Source organism: Clostridium budayi, assembly GCF_055396605.1.
This window is the reverse complement of record NZ_AP042456.1, coordinates 974,103-998,215: the sequence shown is the minus strand read 5'-3', so window position 1 is coordinate 998,215 and position 24,113 is coordinate 974,103. Positions and strand designations below refer to the sequence as shown.

Annotated in this window: 27 protein-coding genes, 1 riboswitch and 1 other annotated feature; all 27 genes read right to left on the bottom strand. The window is 28.1% G+C overall.

Going from position 1 to position 24,113, the window contains the following annotated elements:
• Window positions 1-2: 2 nt before the first annotated feature.
• Window positions 3-1,064, bottom strand: a complete 1,062-nt coding sequence (cobD, locus tag ACZ5TJ_RS04640) for a threonine-phosphate decarboxylase CobD (RefSeq protein ID WP_464201628.1) — start codon at window positions 1,062-1,064, stop codon at window positions 3-5.
• A complete protein-coding gene (cbiB, locus tag ACZ5TJ_RS04635; protein ID WP_464201627.1) occupies window positions 1,061-2,008 on the bottom strand; it encodes an adenosylcobinamide-phosphate synthase CbiB in 948 nt (315 codons plus the stop codon). The genes cobD and cbiB overlap by 4 nt, the downstream gene beginning before the upstream one ends.
• Before the next feature lie 4 nt (window positions 2,009-2,012).
• Window positions 2,013-2,621 carry a histidine phosphatase family protein gene (locus ACZ5TJ_RS04630; protein WP_464201626.1) on the bottom strand — a complete coding sequence of 203 codons (609 nt, stop codon included), beginning with the start codon at window positions 2,619-2,621 and terminating at the stop codon, window positions 2,013-2,015.
• Window positions 2,614-2,994: a bifunctional adenosylcobinamide kinase/adenosylcobinamide-phosphate guanylyltransferase gene (locus ACZ5TJ_RS04625; RefSeq protein WP_464201625.1), complete on the bottom strand. Its 381-nt coding sequence runs from the start codon at window positions 2,992-2,994 to the stop codon at window positions 2,614-2,616. Before ACZ5TJ_RS04625 ends, ACZ5TJ_RS04630 begins: the two co-directional genes overlap by 8 nt.
• Window positions 2,995-3,007: 13 nt before the next feature.
• On the bottom strand, window positions 3,008-3,763 hold the full coding sequence (locus ACZ5TJ_RS04620) for an adenosylcobinamide-GDP ribazoletransferase (RefSeq protein ID WP_464201624.1): 756 nt from the start codon (window positions 3,761-3,763) through the stop codon (window positions 3,008-3,010).
• Window positions 3,747-4,304, bottom strand: a complete 558-nt coding sequence (locus ACZ5TJ_RS04615) for a bifunctional adenosylcobinamide kinase/adenosylcobinamide-phosphate guanylyltransferase (RefSeq protein ID WP_464201623.1) — start codon at window positions 4,302-4,304, stop codon at window positions 3,747-3,749. Before ACZ5TJ_RS04615 ends, ACZ5TJ_RS04620 begins: the two co-directional genes overlap by 17 nt.
• Window positions 4,301-4,831, bottom strand: a complete 531-nt coding sequence (locus tag ACZ5TJ_RS04610) for a cob(I)yrinic acid a,c-diamide adenosyltransferase (protein WP_464201622.1) — start codon at window positions 4,829-4,831, stop codon at window positions 4,301-4,303. The genes ACZ5TJ_RS04615 and ACZ5TJ_RS04610 overlap by 4 nt, the downstream gene beginning before the upstream one ends.
• 13 nt (window positions 4,832-4,844) lie before the next feature.
• Window positions 4,845-5,927, bottom strand: coding sequence for a nicotinate-nucleotide--dimethylbenzimidazole phosphoribosyltransferase (gene cobT / locus ACZ5TJ_RS04605; RefSeq protein WP_464201621.1), 1,083 nt, complete (start codon window positions 5,925-5,927; stop codon window positions 4,845-4,847).
• Between the two features lie 20 nt (window positions 5,928-5,947).
• The gene (locus ACZ5TJ_RS04600; protein WP_464201620.1) at window positions 5,948-6,649 is read right to left on the bottom strand and encodes an energy-coupling factor transporter transmembrane component T family protein; all 702 of its coding nucleotides are present in this window, start codon (window positions 6,647-6,649) and stop codon (window positions 5,948-5,950) included.
• On the bottom strand, window positions 6,618-6,911 hold the full coding sequence (locus tag ACZ5TJ_RS04595) for an energy-coupling factor ABC transporter substrate-binding protein (protein WP_464201619.1): 294 nt from the start codon (window positions 6,909-6,911) through the stop codon (window positions 6,618-6,620). Before ACZ5TJ_RS04595 ends, ACZ5TJ_RS04600 begins: the two co-directional genes overlap by 32 nt.
• Window positions 6,911-7,636, bottom strand: a complete 726-nt coding sequence (locus ACZ5TJ_RS04590) for an energy-coupling factor ABC transporter permease (RefSeq protein ID WP_464201618.1) — start codon at window positions 7,634-7,636, stop codon at window positions 6,911-6,913. Before ACZ5TJ_RS04590 ends, ACZ5TJ_RS04595 begins: the two co-directional genes overlap by 1 nt.
• A 4-nt stretch (window positions 7,637-7,640) precedes the next feature.
• A complete protein-coding gene (locus ACZ5TJ_RS04585) occupies window positions 7,641-8,411 on the bottom strand; it encodes a cobalt-precorrin-6A reductase (RefSeq protein ID WP_464201617.1) in 771 nt (256 codons plus the stop codon).
• Window positions 8,408-9,124 carry a precorrin-3B C(17)-methyltransferase gene (cobJ, locus tag ACZ5TJ_RS04580; protein WP_464201616.1) on the bottom strand — a complete coding sequence of 239 codons (717 nt, stop codon included), beginning with the start codon at window positions 9,122-9,124 and terminating at the stop codon, window positions 8,408-8,410. The genes ACZ5TJ_RS04585 and cobJ overlap by 4 nt, the downstream gene beginning before the upstream one ends.
• 14 nt (window positions 9,125-9,138) lie before the next feature.
• Window positions 9,139-10,107, bottom strand: a complete 969-nt coding sequence (gene cbiG / locus ACZ5TJ_RS04575; RefSeq protein WP_464201615.1) for a cobalt-precorrin 5A hydrolase — start codon at window positions 10,105-10,107, stop codon at window positions 9,139-9,141.
• Between the two features lie 2 nt (window positions 10,108-10,109).
• Window positions 10,110-10,856 carry a precorrin-4 C(11)-methyltransferase gene (gene cobM / locus ACZ5TJ_RS04570; protein WP_077230383.1) on the bottom strand — a complete coding sequence of 249 codons (747 nt, stop codon included), beginning with the start codon at window positions 10,854-10,856 and terminating at the stop codon, window positions 10,110-10,112.
• A 13-nt stretch (window positions 10,857-10,869) separates the two neighbouring features.
• The gene (locus ACZ5TJ_RS04565) at window positions 10,870-11,535 is read right to left on the bottom strand and encodes a cobalt-factor II C(20)-methyltransferase (protein ID WP_045725755.1); all 666 of its coding nucleotides are present in this window, start codon (window positions 11,533-11,535) and stop codon (window positions 10,870-10,872) included.
• Window positions 11,536-12,117, bottom strand: coding sequence for a precorrin-6Y C5,15-methyltransferase (decarboxylating) subunit CbiT (cbiT, locus tag ACZ5TJ_RS04560; RefSeq protein WP_464201614.1), 582 nt, complete (start codon window positions 12,115-12,117; stop codon window positions 11,536-11,538).
• Window positions 12,118-12,125: 8 nt separating this feature from the next.
• On the bottom strand, window positions 12,126-12,734 hold the full coding sequence (gene cbiE, locus ACZ5TJ_RS04555; protein WP_464201613.1) for a precorrin-6y C5,15-methyltransferase (decarboxylating) subunit CbiE: 609 nt from the start codon (window positions 12,732-12,734) through the stop codon (window positions 12,126-12,128).
• Window position 12,735: 1 nt separating this feature from the next.
• On the bottom strand, window positions 12,736-13,824 hold the full coding sequence (gene cbiD, locus ACZ5TJ_RS04550; RefSeq protein WP_464201611.1) for a cobalt-precorrin-5B (C(1))-methyltransferase CbiD: 1,089 nt from the start codon (window positions 13,822-13,824) through the stop codon (window positions 12,736-12,738).
• Between the two features lie 4 nt (window positions 13,825-13,828).
• On the bottom strand, window positions 13,829-14,455 hold the full coding sequence (locus ACZ5TJ_RS04545; RefSeq protein WP_464202275.1) for a precorrin-8X methylmutase: 627 nt from the start codon (window positions 14,453-14,455) through the stop codon (window positions 13,829-13,831).
• Between the two features lie 2 nt (window positions 14,456-14,457).
• On the bottom strand, window positions 14,458-15,753 hold the full coding sequence (locus tag ACZ5TJ_RS04540) for a cobyrinate a,c-diamide synthase (protein WP_464201610.1): 1,296 nt from the start codon (window positions 15,751-15,753) through the stop codon (window positions 14,458-14,460).
• Window positions 15,722-16,579: a sirohydrochlorin cobaltochelatase gene (locus tag ACZ5TJ_RS04535; protein ID WP_464201609.1), complete on the bottom strand. Its 858-nt coding sequence runs from the start codon at window positions 16,577-16,579 to the stop codon at window positions 15,722-15,724. Before ACZ5TJ_RS04535 ends, ACZ5TJ_RS04540 begins: the two co-directional genes overlap by 32 nt.
• Before the next feature lie 188 nt (window positions 16,580-16,767).
• Window positions 16,768-16,954, bottom strand: a riboswitch (cobalamin riboswitch).
• A gap of 105 nt (window positions 16,955-17,059) precedes the next feature.
• Window positions 17,060-18,256: an acetate/propionate family kinase gene (locus ACZ5TJ_RS04530; protein WP_464201607.1), complete on the bottom strand. Its 1,197-nt coding sequence runs from the start codon at window positions 18,254-18,256 to the stop codon at window positions 17,060-17,062.
• A gap of 256 nt (window positions 18,257-18,512) precedes the next feature.
• On the bottom strand, window positions 18,513-19,529 hold the full coding sequence (trpS, locus tag ACZ5TJ_RS04525) for a tryptophan--tRNA ligase (protein ID WP_464201605.1): 1,017 nt from the start codon (window positions 19,527-19,529) through the stop codon (window positions 18,513-18,515).
• Window positions 19,530-19,576: 47 nt separating this feature from the next.
• Window positions 19,577-19,856, bottom strand: a binding site (T-box leader).
• A gap of 112 nt (window positions 19,857-19,968) precedes the next feature.
• Window positions 19,969-20,772 (bottom strand): zinc transporter ZupT, encoded by an 804-nt coding sequence (gene zupT / locus ACZ5TJ_RS04520; protein ID WP_464201604.1) that lies wholly within the window; start codon window positions 20,770-20,772, stop codon window positions 19,969-19,971.
• Between the two features lie 145 nt (window positions 20,773-20,917).
• Window positions 20,918-22,393 (bottom strand): catalase, encoded by a 1,476-nt coding sequence (locus ACZ5TJ_RS04515; protein ID WP_464201602.1) that lies wholly within the window; start codon window positions 22,391-22,393, stop codon window positions 20,918-20,920.
• A 506-nt stretch (window positions 22,394-22,899) separates the two neighbouring features.
• Complete coding sequence (locus ACZ5TJ_RS04510; protein WP_055207980.1) at window positions 22,900-24,090, bottom strand: phosphopentomutase; 1,191 nt, start codon at window positions 24,088-24,090, stop codon at window positions 22,900-22,902.
• Window positions 24,091-24,113 lie beyond the last annotated feature (23 nt).

The window sequence follows — 24,113 nt, the reverse complement described above, 5'->3', positions numbered from 1 at the left end:
TTTTATAGTACCTTTTTTAATGAATCTATTAACTTCTCATTTTCTTTTCTAGTTCTAACTGCAACTCTATAATATTTTTCATCTAATCCATTATAATTACTACAACTTCTTATTAAAATTCCATATTTTAATAATTCATATTTTAAATCTATATCCTTATCTATTTTAAATAATATAAAATTAACAGCCCCTTTATAAACTTTAAGACAATTAAACTCTCTTAAGTTTTTATATAAAAAGTCATTTTCTTCTTTAACGTACTTAACCGTATCTTTTATATAATCTTTTTCTCTTAACGCACAAATTGCACCATTATTTGCAACAACATTAATTGACCAAGGTATACTTACCTTATTTATTAAATTTATATAGTCATTGTTTCCTGTAATTCCATAGCCTATTCTAATCCCAGGAAAAGCAAATACTTTAGTTAATGACTTTACTATAATTAAATTATTGTATTTAGAAGTTAAATCTATAACTGAATAATCATTTTTATTTTCTACAAAATCTAAAAATGACTCATCAATAACTACAGTTACATTATTCTTTGTGCTAACTTCTAGTACATCTTTTATATATTCTTTTTTAGTAAGTACTCCAGTTGGATTATTAGGATTACATATAAATATTATGTCAATATCATTATTTATTTCTTTTAATAGAGTATCATCTAATTTAAATTTTTCTTTTAGCATATGATACTTTATATTACAATCAACTGATCTTAAACTATCTTCATACTCTCCAAAAGTTGGTGCCATAATTAATGCATTCTTAGGCTTTAATCCTCTAGATATATTAAAAATTACTTCTGCCGCGCCATTTCCAAGAATTATATTATTATAATCTATATTTTCAAAAGTACTGATTTCTTTTTTTAAGTTATGATACGTTATATCTGGATATCTTTCTACTTTGTCTAACGCTTCTATCATTGCATTTTTTACATTTTTATTTATCCCAACAGGATTTATATTTGCAGAAAAATCTATTATGTCTTCTTCTTTTATATTATAAGTTCTTGCTATTTCTTCTATATTTCCACCATGACCTAAATTCATAAAATCACTCCTTCAATATAAGTTATAAGCATAGCAAAAAGGTATCCTAAAATACTAACTATAAGTAATATATTATTAGTATTATCTACATCTTTAATTTGAATTTCTCTTATACTATCCCCAATAGTAGGTTTAACTACTAACTTTCCAAAATAATAGTTTGCACCACCAAGTCTAATATTTAATGCACCAGCTACAGCTGCTTCTGGATGTGCACTATTTGGACTTGTATGATTATATCTATCTCTCTTGTAAATTTTATAACATTCTTTAGTATCTAATCTTAATATAAATGATGCTATTACTATAAAATATGCCGTAATTCTTGCTGGAATATAATTAAATACATCATCTAACTTTGCAGATGCATATCCAAAATCAATATACTTATCATTTTTATATCCAAACATTGAATCACAAGTATTTACTGCCTTATAGAAAAGTCCTAATGGGGCACCACCTAAACCTATAAATATTAATGGTGCTATTATTCCGTCTGACATATTCTCAGCTACAGTTTCAATAACAGCTCTTACAATTGCCTTTTCATCTAAGTTTTCAGTATCTCTTCCAACTATATAAGAAAGTCTCTTTCTTGCTTCTTTTATATCACCAGTTTTTAATATTTTAATAACCTTTAATCCTTCTCTTTTAAGACCTTTAGATGATATACAAAAATAAATTAATATACCTTCAATTATTATTCCAAATATATTATTTATATCTTTGCAAATATGTACTATTAATGTTGCTACTAAAAACGTTGGTATTACAATAAAAATCCATGCTAAAAATCCTGCAACTTTTAAATTTTTAGGAAATATTTTTCTAAAAACTTTTTCAATAAAGCATGCAAAACTTCCAATAATCCTTACTGGATGAAATGGATTATTAGGTTCTCCTATAATCCAGTCTAAAATAAATCCTAGTGTTAATGCTATCATCTATTTAAAGCTCCTCTAATATTTCTATTTTAATATTTTCTTCTAAATCTTCTGTATAATCTATCTTTAATTTGTATCCACCACCACAGCTTGGCTGATAACTATAAAAATCCTTTTCTTTCAAAAAAATCTCTAATAAAGTTCCGATTGTTCCACCATGACAAAGAATTAAAGCTTCATTTTCGTTCTTTTCTTTTATTTCTTTAATTAGCTTTATAAGACCTTCTTTAATTCTTTTTCTAAATTGTGTTTTGGATTCACCATTTGGGCAAGAAACATTTAAGCTCTTATCCATTATCCACTCTATATACCTATTATCTTCTTTTAAATCTTCATAAGATTTTAGTTCAAAATCACCAAAATCATATTCAAAAAATTCATCTTTTATAACATAATTTGAATTTTCATATATAATTTCAAATGTTTCATTTGCTCTTTTTGCACCACTCGTGTAATTTAATTTACATATTGGATAATTAGTAGTTTTCTTTTTTTCTTTAAGTTCCTCTATTCCTTTATCACTTAAATTTATATCACTACTTCCACAATATAATCTTTTTTCATTACAAAATGTTTTTCCATGCCTTATTAAATATAAAATTATACTACTCATTTTTTATCACCATTGGAATTCCAAAGAAAATTTTACAGACTAAATTACTTTCGTGAGTAAGAAGCTTCATAACCTTTCCTGTCTCTTCTCTCCATAATCTTTCTTCTTTTTTTATTGGAACAATACCTGATGATATTTCATCACAAATTATTATCTTATCTTTAAACTTCTCTATGTTAGTTTTAAAATACTCAACTGATTCTTTATTATTTAAAGCATTATAATATATAAATTTATGTATTCCACATATTACTCTTTTAGAAAAATCTATTTCTGAATCTTTACAATAAAAAATATCTTTATCTTCTATTTTATATTTTTCTTTTACATAATTAAGTTTTCCGTTATAAGCACCACCAAAATAAATATCCAAGTGTTATCAACTCCTAAATAATTGCTAAAATAATTAAAGCAGTTAATTCTGATAAAGTAACTATATACCCTGATACATCACCATTAACTCCGCCTAATTCTTTTTCGGCTTTTTTAACTAATATTATTGCTATTATTGCCATAGCTAGACTAATTGAAATTCCTAATACATGATTAATAAAAAATCCTACAATTAGTGCAATAACATATATACCTATTAATATTATCTTATCTACTATTCCTGTTCCTTCTTTATATAACTTTCCAAAATAGCTTTCTTTAATTGATTTTTTAGTAATTAAAAAATACGCAACTAAACTTCTTGATATAACCGGAATCAATATTAAAAATGCTGTATTTTTTCTTTCTTGAAGTATTGAATTAATTGCTGAAAACTCTATAAAAAATACAAGAACTAGTGATATTACTGAAAAAGCACCAACTGTTGAATCTTTAAGTATTCTTATTTTTTCTTCTTTAGGTCTTCTAGACAAAAGTGCATCACACATGTCCATAAATCCATCTAAATGAAGAAAACCTGTAAGAATAAAAGGTACACTAAGTAATATAGCTGATGAAATCATTATTGGAACATTAAATTTCTCTAATAAAATACTTACACCATACCATATAAGTCCTATTATAAATCCTATTATAGGAAACATCTTCATTATATGTTTTGCAGACTTTTCGCACCATACTTTTTTAAATGGTGGAATTATTGAAAACATACCTATAGCCATATTAACTGCATTATATAAGCTTTTCATATTTTAAAAGCTCCTCTCCCTTGTATATAATTATATTTTCGTATAAACTCTCACAAACTATATCTGACTTCGTTGCTATTTCTCTATTTATAACTCCAAGATTTTTCCTAAAACCTTCTGTAAACTTGTCATATACTATGCTATCACCAAAAACATAATCAGAAACAACAACTAAATTTTTTACACTTTTAGAAATTTCATATATTCCTTTTAATATCTTATCTATAACGTTAAAATTCACTTCTTCTTTTGAAAACATCTCGTTTGTAACTAATGAAGTAACACTATCTAAAAGTACAGTGTCATCTTTCTTTAAATTATTAACTACATTTTCTATATTATTATGTATTTCATATGTTATAAAATTGTATTTTTCTCTATTTTCTATATGTTTTTCTATTCTTTTCAAGTCCTCATTATCATAAGGTTTCATAGTTGCTAAATAAACTAATCTTTCATCTTTACTATTTAATTTACTTGACCATAATTCTGCAATTTTTGATTTTCCACTTTTAGACCCACCACTTATAAATATAATCATATTTCTATACCAACTCTTGATTTTATTCCTTTATTATAAGGGTGTTTTATTGCTTTTATTTCTGATACATAATCTGCAAGTTCTATAAGTTCTTCCTTTGGATTTCTTCCAGTCATAACTACTTCTAAACCTTTTGGCTTATTCTTTAGAAAATCAATTACTTCACTAAGCATAACGAAATCTCTATTTATTGTTGCTATAATTTCATCTAATATTAAAAGGTCATACTCTTCTTCTATAGCTTTTTTAGTTACTTCTCTAAATCTATTTGTATGTTCTTTTTTAACTTCTAATTTTTCTTCTTCGTTCATATTCCACACAAACTTTTTAGCAGGTACACCTTTTACTACATGAAAAAATTCTGATAACTTTTCAATTGAGTTTAATTCCCCTGTCTTATTACTTTTTAAAAATTGTGTAAGTAAAACTTTTTTACTTCTTCCAGCAGCTCTCATTCCAAGTCCCATAGCAGCTGTAGTTTTACCTTTACCATCGCCACAATAAATATGAATTAATCCAAGTTCCATAAAATATTTCTCCTTAAACTATATAATTTTCTTCTCCTCTAATTTCATCAATATAGCTATCATCAATATCAGCTTGCTTGAATGTAGACATATTTTTAAGCATTGATATTGCAAATTCAACTATTGAAAATGCCATAGGACATCCACTACCTTCACCAAGTCTCATATTTAAATCTAACATTGGGTCTAACTCTAATTCTTCCATTATAACGTTATATCCTATTTCAAGTGACTTATGAGATGAGAATAAGAAATCCTTAACCATTGGATTTATTCTACTTGCAACTAAGGCAGAAACTGCTGATATGAATCCATCAACTACAACAGGTAATCTATAATATGCACATCCTAAGAAAACTCCTGCCATTGCTGCTATATCAAATCCACCAACTTTAGATAAAACATCTATAGGATCATCTGGATTTACTTTGTTTATTTCAAGTGATTCTTTAACTATTTTCTTTTTCTTTTCAAAAGAATCTCTAGTTATTCCTCCACCTTTTCCTACTACATCTTCTAATTTGCAATCAAGCATAGCTAGTAAAATAGCTGAAGATGTTGTTGTATTTCCAATCCCCATTTCACCTACACCAATTATGCTATATCCATTATCTTTAGCATCTTTAGCTGCTTCAATTCCTATATTTATTGCTTTAATAGCCTCATCTCTACTCATTGCAGCTTCTTTATAAAGATTATTTGTTCCTTTTCTTATCTTTTTATTTATAACGCCTTCTATTTCTTCATCACTATTTATTCCAACATCTATAACTATTAAGTCAGTATTGTTTGCTTTAGCTAGTGATGCAACTCCTGTCTTTCCTTTAATAAAATTTCTTGTTTGTGCAAGTGTTACATATTGTGGTGCAGAACCTACTCCTTCTTCAACAACTCCATTATCAGCTGACATTATGATGATACCTTTCTTATTGATATCATTATACATTTCTCCTGTAATACCTGATAACTTTACAACTATATCTTCTAACTTTCCAAGACTTCCAAGTGGTTTTGCTAATGAATCAACCTTTTCTCTAGTCTTTTTCATCATTTCCCCATTTAATGGTTTTATCTCATTAACTATATTATTTATCATATTGCACCCCTTTTATTTAATTACTTATAAATAACAATAAATCCAACTAATAATATCAAATAAATACATACTAAACTTAATATTATTTTATTGAATTTAAATTTGAAACTATAATTATGTTTTCCTCTGTAACATCTATTTTTTAGAGACGTATTAATCTCTTTCCATCTAGAAATTAGATTTTTAAATATTACTCCAAAACCCATCCCATAATCTTTTATACTTTTTTTAAAAGAACCAAATCCGGCTCTACATCTTATAGCTTTAAATGTTAAGCTAACATCATCTTCTAATAACATAATAAATCTCTCCATTTGATTTATTATATCTGCTATATCTTTTGTATACTCAAATCTACTCATGACTGCTACTATGTGATTTATAGGAGTTGTTAATGCTAAAAAACTTAATGTTAAAGCTCCATTCATTCCTCTTAATACAACTAAAAGTATTAAATCTTTTGATTGCCCCTGCCATAACATTGTAATAGATGTAGTCACTGTAAAAAGCAGTGCTACACCTATAAATTTTTTAACTATAACAAATGGATTTTTTGCAATTATATTTAATACTGCAAACAAAAAAATATTTAAAATTATTATATAAATATTTTTTGTGTAACTACATCCTACTAAAGAAATTAATATAAGTAATAATTTTTCAATAGGATGTATTGTTTTTAGTCTACTATTATTGCTGTACAGATTTATTAGCCTTATCACTTTGTCCTCTTTTTTTACCTACAAAGTATCCTATAAATCCTGCCCCTATAGCAGCTTGAGCAGCAAATAAGAAGCTTTCAACTTCTCCTGATGGTGGAGTCCATAAACTTTCAAACCATGGTTCATAATTTGGATCTATTTCTCCAATAAGCGTATCAGCTTGATCATCTGCTCCTGCAAATTCCCCATGTCTATTAACTACAAAAGGCATTACTATTAATGCTATACATATTATTATTAAAACTAAATTTCTCTTTTTCATTATAGTAATCCCTCCTCGATTTCTGAAAGTTCTGCTTTACAATGTTTCTTTACAAAATCATATATTATTACTGATATAATACCTTCTACTATTGCAAGTGGTATTTGAGTAACAGCGAATATTCCCATGAATTTAACAGCTGATGCTACAAATCCTCCAACACTTGACGGATATGCAAGTGCTAATTGTATTGAAGTTACAACATATGTAGCTAAATCTCCAAGTGCACATGCTAAAAATACTGCAATTGTAGTATTCTTTTTCTTAAATAATTTATAAATACCAAATGCTACAAGAGGTCCTACAATACCCATTGATAAAACATTAGCACCTAAAGTAGTTAATCCACCATGAGCTAATAATAAAGCTTGGAATAATAAAACTACTACTGATAATATAACAACTACGCTTGGTCCAAAAATTATTGCTCCAAGACCTGTACCAGTTGGATGTGATGAACTACCTGTAACTGATGGTAATTTCATCGCTGACATCATAAATATAAATGCAGCCATAAGTCCAAGTAACATCTTAATGTCACTATTTCTCTTAATACATTTTCTAAGCTCCTTTATACTTACTACTACAAATGGCGCTGCAACTACAAAATAAAATAAACACCAATTTAATGAAATTGCTCCTTCAGCAATATGCATTGCGTATGCATTCATTGGAATACAAACTGCTAATACAAATGCAAATAAAATAAAACTTAATTTCTTCAAAACTTTATTCCCCCAGTTCTTTTTTTATTATATAAATTAAATTTTTGATATTATTAAAACTTACTCCATATTGGACTTTTGGTTTATTTAATAAAATCACCTTTGCATTATTTTCTAATGCAGATTCAACCTTTTCTTTTACTCCACCTTCGAGTCCACTATCTTTTGTTATAATCGCTTTTATATTATATTCTTTAATAATTCCATCATTAATAGCTCTTCCAAATGGACCTTTAATTGCGATTATATCTTCTATTTTAGTTCCATTTTCTATTAATCTTTTCAATATTGTATGAGATGGAAGTATTCTGTGAATTAATCTGTTTTTTAAATTTAAATTATTAATAGTATCTACATTATTACTTCCTGTAGTATTTAATATAGTTCCATCAATATTTTCCAAAACATCTTTAAGTTCACTATAATCATCTATTCTTATAATATTTTCATTATTTTCTATTTCATCAAAATAACTCTTTCTCTCATATCTAATGTACTTTACATCTAAATCTGTACACACCTTAATAAGAGTCTCTGATACTTCCTTTGCATAAGGATGAGTTGCATCTACAAAAATCTCTATATTAAAATTTTCTATTACTTCTTTAAATCCCTCATAATTTAAAGGCTTAGAATTTAAATGTTTTATACTATACTTCTCTAATAATTCTGATCCATACTTAGTTGATGTAGATACAAAAATATCATCTGTAAACTTATTAACTTCTTCTAATATTTTTTTACCTTCTGATGTTCCAAGTACGAAACCTATCATATCTTATATCCTCTTGGCGTTATGAATTTGCCACCCTTTATATAACTTTGAGAATTTCCAACTATAACTATTGAGAACATATCAACTACAGTATCATCAAAGTTTCCTATATTAAATAATTTAACTTCTTGACCTTCTCTTAATGCGTGTCTTACTACTGCAACTGGAGTATTGTCATCTCTAAATTCTCTTATTATATCTATACATTCTCTTAAGTAATTAGCTCTTCCCTTACTTCTTGGGTTATATAATGAAATTATGAAATCACCATCTGCAGCCATTTTAACTCTCTTTTTTATTAATTCGTAAGGAGTCATTAAATCACTTAAACTTATATTACAGTTATCATGCATAAGTGGAGCTCCAATAACTGAACCTGCCGCACTTGAAGCTGTTAATCCTGGTATAACTTCTACATCTTCATCTTCTCTAAGTTCTAATATAAGTCCTGCCATTCCGTATATTCCTGAATCACCAGTACTTACTAAAGCTACATCTTTATCTTTAGAAAGTCTTAAAGCTTCCTTACATCTAGCTTCTTCCCCTCTCATACCTGTCATAAACACTTCTTTATCTTCTATAAGAGGTTTTATCATATCGATATATTTTGTATATCCAACTATTACATCACTTTTTTCTATAGCTTCTTTTGCTTTTAAAGTCATATGATCTAGACCACCTGGCCCAATTCCTATTACATATAATTTTCCCATATTTTATTTCTCCTTTATTTTTCTATTCCAACCGTTAAAGTCATTCCACTATTTTTTATTTTTTCTATAATAATTTCTCCAGAAGAAAGATCAACAACTGGTTCACTTACAGAACTTACTCCAACTGTAGCTTTAACAAAAGCACTGCCTTCATATTTTTCTTCAACAGTCATTATTTCTTCTTTTGTATAAAATTTAAGCTTTGAATTTAACTCTTTTGCTAAATCTAATATAGCCTTTTCATTTTTCTTAACATCTATTGAAGCTATTAATTTAACACTTCTTTTATCTAAGTTATTTTCTAATAGCACATTGCTTACAAAATCACTTAACTTTTTAGAATCAGTATCTTTTCTACAACCAATACCTAAAATTATGTTTTTTCTAATTAGCTTTAATACATTATCTTTTTCTTTTAAATTATTAGTAATCCAAACAGTATTATCTTTAACTTCTTCAGTTTCTATATATCCTTTAGGACAATCTATCTTCTTTTCATCATCTTTAAAATATACTGTTTCTTTATTTACAAGTCTTCCTGCAATAACTTTTGCTTTTTTTAAGTCTTCAATAATTAAATTATTGTTTTTAGCAAGAATATCTGGTGCTATTAAATCCATATTATCTGTAGCTGTTGTTATTACTGGAATATTCCCTAATACATTAGAAATTTCATAAGTTAATTTGTTTGCACCACCTAAGTGACCTGATACTAAACTTATAGTAAAGTTATTACAAACATCTACTACAATAACAGCTGGGTCTACATCTTTTCCTTTTAAATATTTTGAGATTGCCCTAACTGCAATTCCTGTTGAACTTAAAAATACTATAGCTTTATATTTCTTAAAGCATTCTTTTGTTATATTATCTAATTTAAAATCTTTTAATTTAGATTTTAAATATATATCTGAATCAAAGTTTTCTTTAAGCTTATAAGCTATTTCATCACCTTTTTCGGTAACACTAATTATGCTTATCATAATTATTTGATTCCTTCTCTAAACATATGAGTGAATGTCTTATCATATAAAAGACTCTTTTCATATTCACAATCAATGAAATCTCCAACTAATATTTGTGCACACTTATTAATACCTTCAGCCTTTACCTTTTCTCCGATATCATCTAATGTACCTATAATTATTTTTTCATCTTCCCAAGTTGCTCTAGCTACAACTGCTATTGGAACATTTCTTCCGTATCCTTTTCTTAGCTTTTCTGTTACTTTATCAATCATTGATATTGATAAGAATATTGCCATTGAAGCTCCAACTGAAGCTAACTTTTCTAAATCTTCTGTTTCTGGAACTTTAGTTCTACCTTCAACTCTAGTTAATATAACTGTTTGAGTAACAGATGGTAGAGTAAATTCTTTTTTAATTGATGAAGCTGCTGCAACGAAAGAACTTACACCTGGAACAACTTTATATTCTATACCGTACTTATCTAATTCATCCATTTGTTCCTTTATAGCTCCATATATTGACGGATCTCCTGTATGAAGTCTTACTATTAATTTATCTTTATTATTTTTTATAACTTCAATAACTTCATCTAAAGTCATGCTAGCTGAATTATGTATTTCTACTCCTTCTTTACAAAAGTCCATATGTTCTTTTGCAACTAATGAACCTGCATAAATTACTATATCAGCTTTACTTAAAATTTCTCTTCCTTTAACTGTGATTAAATCAACATCTCCTGGACCTGCTCCTATAAAATAAACCATTTTTACTGCCTCCCTATTCTTTGCTCGCTAAAATTAATGACATGTAGTCTCTACACTTTAATATTTCTTCTCTATCTGTTAAAGTTAATTGACCTTCTCTACCTGCTCTACTTACATAGATGTAGTCAAATCCCTTACTTTCTAAAATATCTAAAACTTCTTCTTCACGTTTATAAACTTTCATAATAACAACATATTTTTCATCTGTTATTTCTTTAACTTTTGAAGCTGGAAGAATAGTTAATCTATTGTCTCCAATTACTAAAGTTCTTTCAACAATACTAGCTGCTGCACAGAAAGATGTTATTCCTGGTACAGTTTCAACATTAAAATGTTTTTCTTTAATATTATTTAATAAATATATATATGTGCTATATACAAATGGATCTCCAATTGTTAAAAAACAAACATTTTTGCCTTCTCTTAATCTTTGTTCTATAAAATCATAAGCTTCCTTAATCTTAGCTTCTTGATTTTTACCTCCCATAGGAAATTGTTTAACAACAACTTCTGTTCCTTCTTTGATATATTCTCTTACAGTTTCAAGTGCTATACTTGTTCCGCCTTCCATTGCACTTGGAGCAACTATAACATCACTATTTTCTATAACTCTAACTGCTTTAACTGTTATTAATTCTTTATCTCCAGGCCCTACACCTATTCCATATAAAGTTGCCATTTATTCATCCTCTTTTCTTACACATTTAACTATATAAATTGGGTTATTAGCTATCATCATGTAACTTTCGCCTTTATTTTTGCTTATATTAACCATTGATATATCAGCTTTATAATTTAATTCTTTTGCCTTTTCAATACCTTTATAAGCATTATTTAATGTAATAAAGTTCATAACAATAACACCATTATCTTTAAGTAATACATTTGATTTTTCTATAATATTTTCAAGGCCTCCACCAGAACCCCCTATAAATATTGAGTCAAATCTTAACCCTTCTTCTACATATTTATCTAATACTTCTCTTGCATCACCTTTAGTAAGATTTATATTACTGCAATTAAATTTTTCTATATTCTTTTTTGATACTAAAAATGCATCATCATCTTTTTCTATAGAATAAACTAAACCTTCTTTAGCAAGCTTTGCTGCTTGAACTGATATAGTTCCTGTTCCAGAACCAATATCTAAAACTTTTGAATCATTATTTAAGTCCATTTTCCAAATTGATAAAGCCCTAACATCTTCCTTTGTCATTGGGCAATTTCCTCTGATGAATTCACTGTCCTTTATTAAAATCATTTTCTCACCTATAACTTTCTATGAACTACAATTATTGATAAATTATTAAATACTAACTCTTTAATATCTTTAGGATCTCCAGTAACTATTCTCTCATCTTCATAAGAAAGGTTTTCTCCAACTGTTACACTACAATCAACATTGTGATTGATTAGATTTTCACAAAGAAAGCTAGGAGAATTCTTGTTATCACAAAGCCAAATGCTTATCTCATTACTTTTAACTTTCTCTATAAATTCATCTTCTCTACCATGAAGACTTCCTGTATAAGCATTGTTCCAAGGTGTATTTATTTTACACATTAAATATTGGAATGAACTTATACCTGGTATTATTTTAATTTCTTTTGTTGAATTTTTATTTATATAATTTGAAATTCCATAAAATAATGGATCTCCTGATGCTACTATAGATATATTTAAAGTATCATCTGAAGTTTCAATTATATTTAATATTTCCTTTAATGTTTTAACTTTAATCATTTTTTTATCAATAAAACTTAATGAATTTAAAGCTCTCTCAAATCCAACAATTAAATCACTATTTAATAATGTATCTTCTGCTTTTTTTAATATGTATTCTCTACTTCCTGGACCAAGTCCAACTATATAAACCATATTATTTCTCCTCTAAAGAATTATATAAAACTTTATAATCTGAGAATCCATGATACATTATAGCATCACATTCTACCTCATCATAAGTATAAATCTTAAGCCTATTTATGATTTTTCTTCCAATGTTTTTATATAAATCTTCATATCCACTTCCTAAAAATTCTACAGCACCTTCAGAAGTTTTTTGATTTAATACTTCTTTTACAAGAGATATATCATATCCAAGAAGTGCAAGTTCTAATGCCATAACTTCAAGTCTTACATCACTAACTCTACTATGAGTATTAAAGCATCCATAAGCTATTTTACTAAGCTTACCAATATGACCTACTATAATTACTTTTTTTATATTTTCACTACTTAAACATTCAAGTGCAAAACCAACAAAGTTTGAAGTGATTACTATTTCTTCTTCTTTAAAGCCTAAGCTTTTAGCACATCTTTCACCGATATTTCCAAAAGTTAATACTAATCTATCTCTTCCAATTGCTTTTTGTTTTATTTCAATCTTTATTGAAGCTTTAAGCGCATCTTCTGACATTGGATATACAATTCCTGTTGTTCCAAGTACTGAAATCCCACCTTCTATCCCAAGTCTTGGATTAAATGTTTTTTTAGCACATTCAACACCTTCTGGTATAGAAATTGAAATTTTAACTCCTTCATTTTCTGGAAGTACTTTTAAAACTTCTTCTTTAATCATCTTTCTTGGTACTGGATTAATGGCATATTCGCCTTTTTTTATTGATAATCCATCTTTAGTTACAATTCCAACTCCAATACCACCTGTAAGACTATATTTTTCTTTAGACTTTTCTGCCTTTGAGAATATTTCTATTCCGTCTGTAGCATCAATATCGTCTCCACCATCTTTTAAAACAGATACTTTTACATAGTCTTCTCCTCTTTCAATAGAGTTAATTTTTATTGAAAGTTTAATTCCCTTAGGTGTATTAATTTCTATCTCTTCTAAATCAGTATCATTAAATAACATAAATGTTGCTGCTTTTGAAGCTGCAGCTGCACATGATCCAGTTGTATAACCACATCTTAACTTTTTGCCTCCACTTTCAACATAAAGGTCTAGCATTTTGTTATCCCCTTTCAACTGATCCATACATTAACGCATTCATAATAGCTGCTGCTACTGTACTTCCACCTTTTCTTCCTTTAACTGTTATATAAGGTATATTTAATTCTTCTAGATTTTCCTTACTTTCAGCTGCTCCAACGAATCCAACTGGTACTGCAATTATAAGTTTTGGATTTACTTTCTTTTCTGCTATAAGTTCTTTTAATTTGAAAAGTGCTGTTGGTGCATTACCAAAAACAAAAATATCAACATTATCACTAGCTGCTTTAGAAACTGCTGCCATTGATCTTGTTATTCCTTTTTCTTTAGCTTCTTTATGAACTTCTTCTAAGTTTACATAACATATAGCTTCCCCATTTAACTTACTAAGTGCTCTTTTATTTATTCCTGATAAAGCCATATTAGTATCTGTATAGATTTTAGGATTATTTTTAAAAGCTTCTTTTGCTGCTTCTATAGCATCTTTACTGATTTCTATTAAATCTGCATACTCAAAATCAGCTGTTGTATGTATTACTCTCTTAACGATTTGTAACTCCTCTTCAGTGAAGTTATGTGGTCCCATTTCTTCTCCAATTATTTCAAAACTTCTATTTTCTATTGCCATAGGATTTTTAATGTAATCCATCATTATTCATCTTCTTTCTCTAAAATATATTTTAAAAATTCTAAGTTTCCAAAGAAATGTATATGTGGGTAACCTGCTAATGTATTTTTCTTTTTATATCCACACTCCCAAGTTTTTATATCACCCTTATAATTTAATTTTTCTATCTTGTATAAAGTATCTTCTTCTAGTTCAACTTTAGATTTATGAAACTCATGACAGTTAACTTCAATATTATCAAACGAAACTTTAGCATATCCGAATCTATTTAATCGTCCTGTCATAACACTTTCACCATTAAAGAAACCAACCATTTTTGCTGAGTCTATACTTTCTGTTAAATACATAAGTCCACCACATTCAGCATAACAATTTACACCATTTTGGAGTGCAGTTTTTATACTGTTTAGCATTGTCTTGTTTGCACTTAATCTCTCTTTAAAAACTTCTGGGTATCCCCCACCTATATATATAAAATCCACATCTTCTGGGAGTTTTTCATCATTTAAAGGACTAAAGTATATAACCTCGCCAGCTTCTTTTAATAATTCTAGATTTTCTTTATAATAAAATCTAAAAGCTTCATCAAAAGCTACTGCTATTTTTTTATTGTAATTTTTTATATGAAAATTATCCTTTATTTGCTCTACATCCTTAAAGCAATTTATAAGACTGTCTAAATCAACATATTCTTCAATTAAATTTGCACAGTGTTCTATCTTTTCTTTAATATTATCTATTTCTACACTTTGTACTAAACCTAAATGTCTACTTTCTAATTTAAGTTTTTCATCTTTTGGAATGTAACCAAAAACTTTAAGATTACAATTATCTTCAATAAGTTTTTTAAGTAAAACATAGTAACTTTTACTTATACAATTCAAAATTACTCCACAAATATTTGCATCTTTAAAATTCTTTATTCCATTTAACTCAGCACATAATGTTATACTTTGAGCTTTAGGAGTTATAACTAATACTATTGGTGCATTATTTAATGTCTTTGAAACAGAATAAGTTGAACATTCACATGTTACTCCTTTTCCATCATATAATCCCATAACCCCTTCAACTAAAGCTAAATCTCCACAACCTCTTGAAAATGATGCTAAAACGCCATCTTCTCCCATTAAGTGAAGGTCTAAATTTCTTGAAGGCTTGTTAGTTATTTCACTATGGAATCCAGTATCAATATAATCTGGTCCTACTTTAAAACTTTGAATATCATAGTTTCTATTTTTTAATGCTTTAAGTAATCCTAATGTTACTGTGGTTTTTCCTCCACCACTACAGTTTGACGAAACAATTAGTGTCTTCATCTCTTTTCCCCTTTTTTGTATGTCCTATACCGACATATCTATCATTAATTAAATCATCTACTCTATTCATATATAAATCATTAAATGAATCTATCTCTCCAAGACCTTTCATATAAAGATTTACTTTTATACCTTCTGCTTCAAATAAAGATTTCCAAGAATCTTCTTCATCTGATGCCATATCATTTATAACATGATCTCCTGCTACAACCATAAGTGGCATTAATAATATTTCTTTTATATTCTTTTTCTTAAGTCTTTTTAATACATTATCAAAACTTGGATATCCTTCAACAGTACCAACAAAGACATTATCATAACCTTCATCTTGTAATACAGCTTGAATACATCCATAAACTGAACCAGCTGGATGTGCTGTTCCATGACCAAACATAACTACATTTTCATTTTCTTTTAAAATATGTTCTATTGATTTTATAAATAACGTATAGTCGTCTGGAACATCTTCTACTCCTTGATAATAAAATATTGGTCTTCCAAGTTTAATTACATCAAACTTATCTTCAAAATCTGATTGAACTTTTTGTATGTATTCATATTCTTCACCTGGAATTATATGTAGCGGCTGCATTACTACTTCTTTTACTCCATTTTCATATAATTCTTGAAGCTTTTCTTCAGGTGTTGGAATTTTAATTCCTTGAACCTTTTCGATTTTTCTAATAATCATATGAGATGTAAAAGCCCTATGTACTTCATAATCACTAAACTTATCTCTAATTCTATTTTCTATTTTTTCAATTGAATTTTTCAAAGGTTCTTCGTAGCTTGTTCCAAAGCTAACTACAACGATTGCTTTTTTCATATATCTACTCCTTAACGACTTATTTTTATTTATGTTAAATTTTATTTATCGCCAATAAAAAAGCACCCTTATTTAAGGATGCTAGAATATTCAAAACGCAAAAAAACATTATTAGATTAATCTATTAAAATGATTACATTATCTAATAAGTACCTTTTAAATTATTCCCTAACTTCCCTCCGAAGTACGGATTTAATCAATAATAGGTAGGTATCCTGACTTAAGCTTCATCCTCCTCTCTTCCTTCCCAGTATAAAAACCAGTGGATATATTGAGATTCATCTGCTATTACAGTAGCGGGGGCTGTAATGGATTCTAACCACTTTCCCTTTTACTAAAATATAAATTTTAGAAACCTATTATTTATATATATTTAGTTTTTTTAATTATATATTAATATAAATAAAATTACAACGGTAAACATTTGAAATTAATGCTAAAAAAGGATACCTAAAAAAGTATCCTTTTAAAATAAAAAATTTATTTTTTTAATAAATTAACAGTTTCTTTTGCAATCATAAGTTCTTCGTTTGTTGGAATTACATATGCTTTAACTTTAGAATTTTCCTTAGAAATTTCTCTTAATTTTCCTCTTACTTTATTCTTTTCTTCATCAAATTCTATTCCTAAAAATTCTAGATTCTTTAGACATTCTTCCCTAGTTTCTGGAGAATTTTCTCCAACTCCAGCAGTAAATACTATTGCATCTACGCCTTCCATTGCTACTATATATGATCCTATAACTTCTCTGATTCTATAATGGAAAATATCAAGTGCAAGTTTAGCTCTTTTATCATCATCATTTGCTGCCTCTTCAATATCTCTAAAATCAGAGCTTACACCTGAAATTCCAAGAACTCCAGAACTATTATTTAATGATTTGCTAACTTCTTCAATAGTGTATCCACATTCCTCAATTAAATATGGAATTATAGATGGATCAATATTACCAGATCTAGTTCCCATAGGTATTCCTGCAAGTGGTGTAAAGCCCATTGTAGTATCTATACATTTACCATTTTTAACGGCTGCAATGCTTGCTCCATTACCTAAATGACAAGTTATTATTTTTAAATCTTTAATATCTTTTCCCATTGCTTCTGCAAGTTTCATAGAAACATATTTATGAGAAGTACCATGGAACCCATACTTTCTTATTTTGTATTCTTTGTAAAGATTATAATCTATTGGATATATATAAGCTTTCTCTGGTAATGTTTGATGGAAAGCTGTGTCGAATACTGCTATCATAGGAGTATCTTTCATAAGCTTTTTGCATTCTTTTATACCAGTTATGTTACATGGATTATGAAGTGGTGCAAGCTTTGAGCACTCTTCTAAATAAGAAATAACTTCTTCATCTACAATTACTGATTCTGAATATTTTTCACCACCATGAACAACTCTATGCCCTACAGCTGTAATTTCATCCATACTAGAAATCACACCTATTTTTTCATCTAATAATGTACCTAATACTAGTTCTATAGCATCTTTATGCTCACTAACTTTAGATTCTATAATATGTTTTTCTAGATCTTGTCTTTTATGAACTAATCTAGATCCATCAATACCTATTCTTTCAACTAAACCTTGAGCTATTTTTGTTTCATTTTCCATATCAATTAATTGATATTTTAATGATGAACTACCACAGTTAATTACAAGTATTTTCATAATATATAACCTCCCTAATACAGTTTTAAAGTATATTTAGCTACTCTAAAAACTAATAAAATTACCCCCCAATGCTCTTTTAGAAAATATCTATTTGTATTCTTATTGTAAACGCTACCGAAATTACTGTCAACATTTTCATTACAATATTAATAATTAAAACGTTTTGATTTTGATATATTTAAAAAATTACAATATTCTAAATGAAATATTAATATTATTAAAACTCTATCATTTAAGTAATACAATTTTAGGTTTAATTTTCAAAATATTCTATACCAATTGCTTCTCTAATTTCCTTTAATGTTTTAGCTGCTACCTTTCTAGCCTTTTCGCTACCCTCTTTAAGAATCTTATATACCTCATCTTTATTTTGTTCAAGCTCTTTTCTTCTTTTTCTAATAGGTTCTAATTCCGCCTGTATTATTTCATTTAAATATTTTTTTATTTTTACATCTCCAAGTCCACCTTTTCTGTATTCATTTTTTAATTTTTCTAAATACTCTTTATCCTTACAGAAAACATCTAAATATGTAAATACAGTATTACCTTCTACTTTTCCCGGATCAGAAACTTTAATATGATTTGGATCTGTATACATACTCATTATTTTCTTTTCTATAACATCAGCTTCATCTGATATGTATATTCCATTATTTAATGATTTACTCATCTTCGCTTTTCCATCTATTCCAGGAAGACGTGAACTTCTTGAATTTGAAATTATGGCTTCTGGTTCAACTAATAAATCTCCATAAATTGAATTAAAAGATCTAACTATTTCTCTAGTTTGTTCTATCATAGGCAGCTGATCTTCACCAACTGGAATAAACTTTGCCTTAAATGCAGTAATATCAGCAGCCTGACTTACTGGATATATTAAAAATCCTGCTGGTATACTACTTTCAAAGTTTTTCTGTTTTATTTCATCTTTTACAGTAGGATTTCTATTTAACCTAGATACTGTAACTAAATTTAAATAATGCATTGTAATCTCATTAAGTTCTGGTACTTGTGATTGAACAAATATTGTTGATTTATTTGGATCTATTCCAACAGCTAAATAATCTAATGCAACTTCAATTAAACTTCTTCTAATTTTCTCTGGATCTCTAGCATTATCAGTTAAAGCTTGTTGATCTGCTATCATAATATAACTTTCATATTCACCTGAATTTTGAAGCTCTACTCTTCTTTTTAAAGAACCAACATAATGTCCTAAATGCAATTTTCCTGTTGGTCTATCTCCTGTAAGTATTATTTCTTTTTTCATTTTATCTATCTCCTTTTTATATAAAAATAAAAAAATCCGTCCTATAAAAATAGGACGGATATAATATCTCCGTGGTGCCACCTAAATTGCGTTAAATAAAATAATAATATTTATAAATAACGCCACTTATCTTCAAGTACTAACATACTCTATTTGCTATAAGGTGCAAAATTCCCAATTAGATACTCTCAAAAATAAATATTATTTAAGATTTCTCCTCATTCCTCCAAGGCCCATTCATTAAATCCTTTCTCACTAGGATTCCACCATCCCTAGTTCTCTTTAGCGAACCTAAATTTAATTACTCTTCCTCTTCGTCGGATTCTTTTTTTAACTTATAAACTTATTATAATCCTTATTTTTTTAAAGTCAATTTACTTCATTAAAATTTTATTCTTAGTTAAAATTAATACTCCAATTTTTAATTTATAAGTATATTTTATATAAACAATAATAAGCTAATTGCCATAACTAGCATTCCAGCTATTAATCCATATATAGACAGATGGTGCTCCCCATATTTTCTAGCTGTTGGTAAAAGCTCATCAATTGATATAAATACCATAATTCCAGCTACACCAGCAAGCAATACTCCAAGTGTTATATCATTAAGAATATTTCTTAATAAAACATAACCAATCACCGCACCTATAGGTTCTGACATCCCTGAAAAGAAAGAATATAAAAATGCTTTTTTCTTATCTCCTGTTGCATAATAAATAGGAACTGATACAGATATTCCTTCTGGTATATTATGAATTGCTATTGCTATAGTTATTGGAATTGCTATACTAGCATCCCCTAAAGCTGATACAAATGTTGCTAAACCTTCTGGAAAATTATGAATTGCTATAACTAAAGCAGTAAACATTCCTGTTCTTAAAAGTTTTTTATCTTCAAGAAAATTATTATTTTCTACATCATCCATTGTTTTAACTTCATGAGGATTTTCCGCACTTGGAACTAATTTATCTATAATAGCTATAATAGCTATTCCAGCAAAAAATGAAATTACTGTCACTAAACTTCCAGTCTTCATTCCCATTTCTGCTACTAATGAATCTTTAGCTTGTTGAAACATTTCTACCATAGAAACGTAAATCATTACTCCTGCAGAAAAACCTAAACTAATACAAAGGAATTTTTTATTAGTTTTCTTAGCAAAGAAAGCTATAAGACTTCCTATACCAGTAGCTAATCCTGCAATCAAAGTTAATATAAAAGCTACCATTACATTATTCATTTTCACCCCTCCTTAATTGATAATTATTATCAATTATATAGTATTAAATATACTTTGTCCATATTTACTATATTCAAACTAAAAGAAAAAGCAGACTAAAAAGTCCACTTTTTTTAACTATCTATAATTTTTTAGCATTTATCCATCATTTAATATTTAGCTTTCTCTTTAAACCTTTCCCAAATTCAGCATCGGCTTTAGTGAAATTCTCTATTGCCCTTAATTGAATATCCCTATTTACTTCCCACATATCAGCTGCTATATTATCAATCAATGTATTTTTTTCTTTATAGCTCATAGCCCTAAACCTATCCCCTGCCTGTTTAAAGTTATTTTCCTTATCAATAACTTCACTTACTATATTACCTTCAACATGAATTGGTTTTACTTTACCTTTAGGATAATCTTTAGGCTCATTATTATTTAATGTATTAGGTTTATAATTAACACTTCCTTTATTGTAGTTATACCTCATAGGTCCATCTTGAGTATAATTTACAACTTCAACCCTTGGTCTATTTATAGGTAACTGCTGAAAGTTAGCTCCTATTCTATGTCTTTGAGTATCTTTATATGCAAATCCTCTTCCTTGTAATAGTTTATCATCCGAAAGTTCAATACCTGGGATTAAATTTGATGGACAAAATGCTATTTGTTCAATTTCTCCAAAAAAGTTTGTTGGATTTTCATTTAATGTCATCATTCCTACTTCGATTAATGGGAATTTATCTTCAGGCCAAGTTTTCGTTGCATCTAATGGATCAAAGTCAAGCTTATCTTTCATATCTGGTTCCATTACTTGAACTTTTAATTTATATTGAACAACTTCACCATTTTCTATAGCATCATACAAGTCTCTTGTTGCAACATCTGGGTCTAGTCCTGCAAGTAATTCAGCTTCATGCCTATCTATAGTTTTAACCCCAAGTAGTGGAATCCAGTGATATTTTATAAATACTCTTCTTCCTTCTTCATTTACCCAAACGTAAGTATTTACTCCAAATCCTTCTATAGTTCTATAACTTTTAACTGTTCCTAAATCTGAAAATAAAAATGTTATCATATGAGTAGATTCAGGGCTACTTGATATAAAGTCCCAAAACCTATTTTTATCTGTTACATTATTATCTGGTGAAGGCTTAAAAGAATGAACCATATCTGGAAATTTCATAGCATCTCTTATAAAAAATACTGGAAGATGGTTACCTACTATATCTAGATTTCCTTCAGAAGTATAAAATTTAGTTGCAAACCCTCTTGGATCTCTTAAAGTATCTGCAGAACCTCTAAAGCCAATAACAGTTGAAAATCTAACAGTAACTGGTGTTTTGACTGAAACTTCATTAAATACTTTCGCCTTAGTATATTTCTTCATTGAATTCGTTAATTCAAAGTATCCCTTTGCACCAGCACCCTTTGCATGAACAACTCTTTCTGGAATTCTCTCTCTATCAAAACTAGCTAACTTTTCTATTAAGTTTATATCTTGCATTAAAACTGGTCCATTCTTTCCAACAGTTAATGAATTACTATCATCTGTTACAGGACCACCAACATTATTAGTAGTATATTTTCCTTTTATCTCATTGTTATACTTTTTCTTTGATCTATGTTTACTCATAGATTCCTCCCTATATATAACTCTATAATTATTATATAAATAACATCTTTAACATGTTACTTATATTTTTTCTTACAATATTTCAATTAAGAATTTCTCATAAAAGAAAAAGAGAAGATTATTAAAATCTTCCCTTTTTTATGTTTTAATCTCTTTTTGGTAATACGATATTTTTATATAGCTTAACTGTAATGAAATAGTATAGTAAATATATTACTCCAAATACTGATAGTGATATCCATATATGATAATAAGGATGTAGTAAAATTACTCTAAACATCTTCATTCCTATTAATACATGTATAATACCAACTATAGCTGGAATTCCATATATAAATCCAAGTTCTTTATATATAGATTTTTATACTTGTCACTGTACTGCATATAAGCCTTTTAATATACTAAAAGGAATACTTAAAGATAAAATAAATAGTATATCTACTGGTGAAGTTATAAATGTTTAAAATAAAAAAGGATAGACTTAAAATATAAGCCTATCCTTTTTATTATTTAAGTTCTTCTAAAACTGATTCACCTATAGTTCCTTCTGGCATTTTTATACCAAAGTTATCTGCAATTGTTGCACCTATATTAGCAAATGTCTTAGCTGTTTCAAGTTTACCATTTTCTTTCATTGATGGTGAGTATGCTAAGAATGGTACATGTTCTCTTGTATGATCTGTTCCTGTGTAAGTTGGATCATTACCATGGTCAGCAGTTATTATTAATAAATCATCATCATTTAACTTATCTAAAACTTTACCTAAGTTAACATCAAACTTTTCTAATTCTTCTGCATAACCTTGAGGATTTCTTCTATGTCCCCATAAAGCATCAAAGTCAACTAAGTTTACAAAACATAAACCATTGAAATCTTTATCCATTAATTCTAATGTTTGTTCCATTCCATGAACAGAGCTCTTTGACTTATGTCCTTCTGTAATTCCTTCTCCATCGAATATATCCTTAATTTTACCTACAGATATAACATCAAAGTTATTATCCTTTAATTCATTAAGAACAGTTCTTCCATATGGCTTTAAGGCATAATCATGTCTGTTACTTGTACGTTTGAATTCACCTTTTTTATTTCCTACATATGGTCTTGCAATAATTCTTCCAACTTTCCACTCATCTTTAAGTGTTAGTTCTCTTGCAATTTCACAGCATCTATATAATTCATCTAATCCAAATGTTTCTTCATGACCACAAATTTGTAAAACTGAATCTGCTGATGTATAAACTATCATATCTCCAGTCTTCATTTGATGTTCACCAAGTTCATCTAATATTTCTGTTCCACTAGCACTCTTATTTCCTACAATATTATGACCTGTTCTTTTAGTTAATTCATCTAATAATTCCTTAGGGAATCCTGTATCAGTGAATGTTTGGAAAGGCTTTGTAATATGTAGGCCCATCATTTCCCAATGACCTGTCATTGTATCTTTTCCTACACTAGCTTCTTTCATTTTCATTTGGTAACCTAATGGTTTTTCAACTGGATCTACATGCTTTACTTTGTGTAAATTAGCAATACCCATTTTTTGTAGGTTTGGTATATTAAAGCTTTCTACTGATTCTGATATGTGACCTAAAGTATCAACATTAACATCACCATATTCTTTTGAATCTTCTAATGCTCCAACGCCAAGTGAATCAATTACTATAGTAAAAATTCTTTTATATTTACTCATATTTGAACCTCCCATTTCTATTG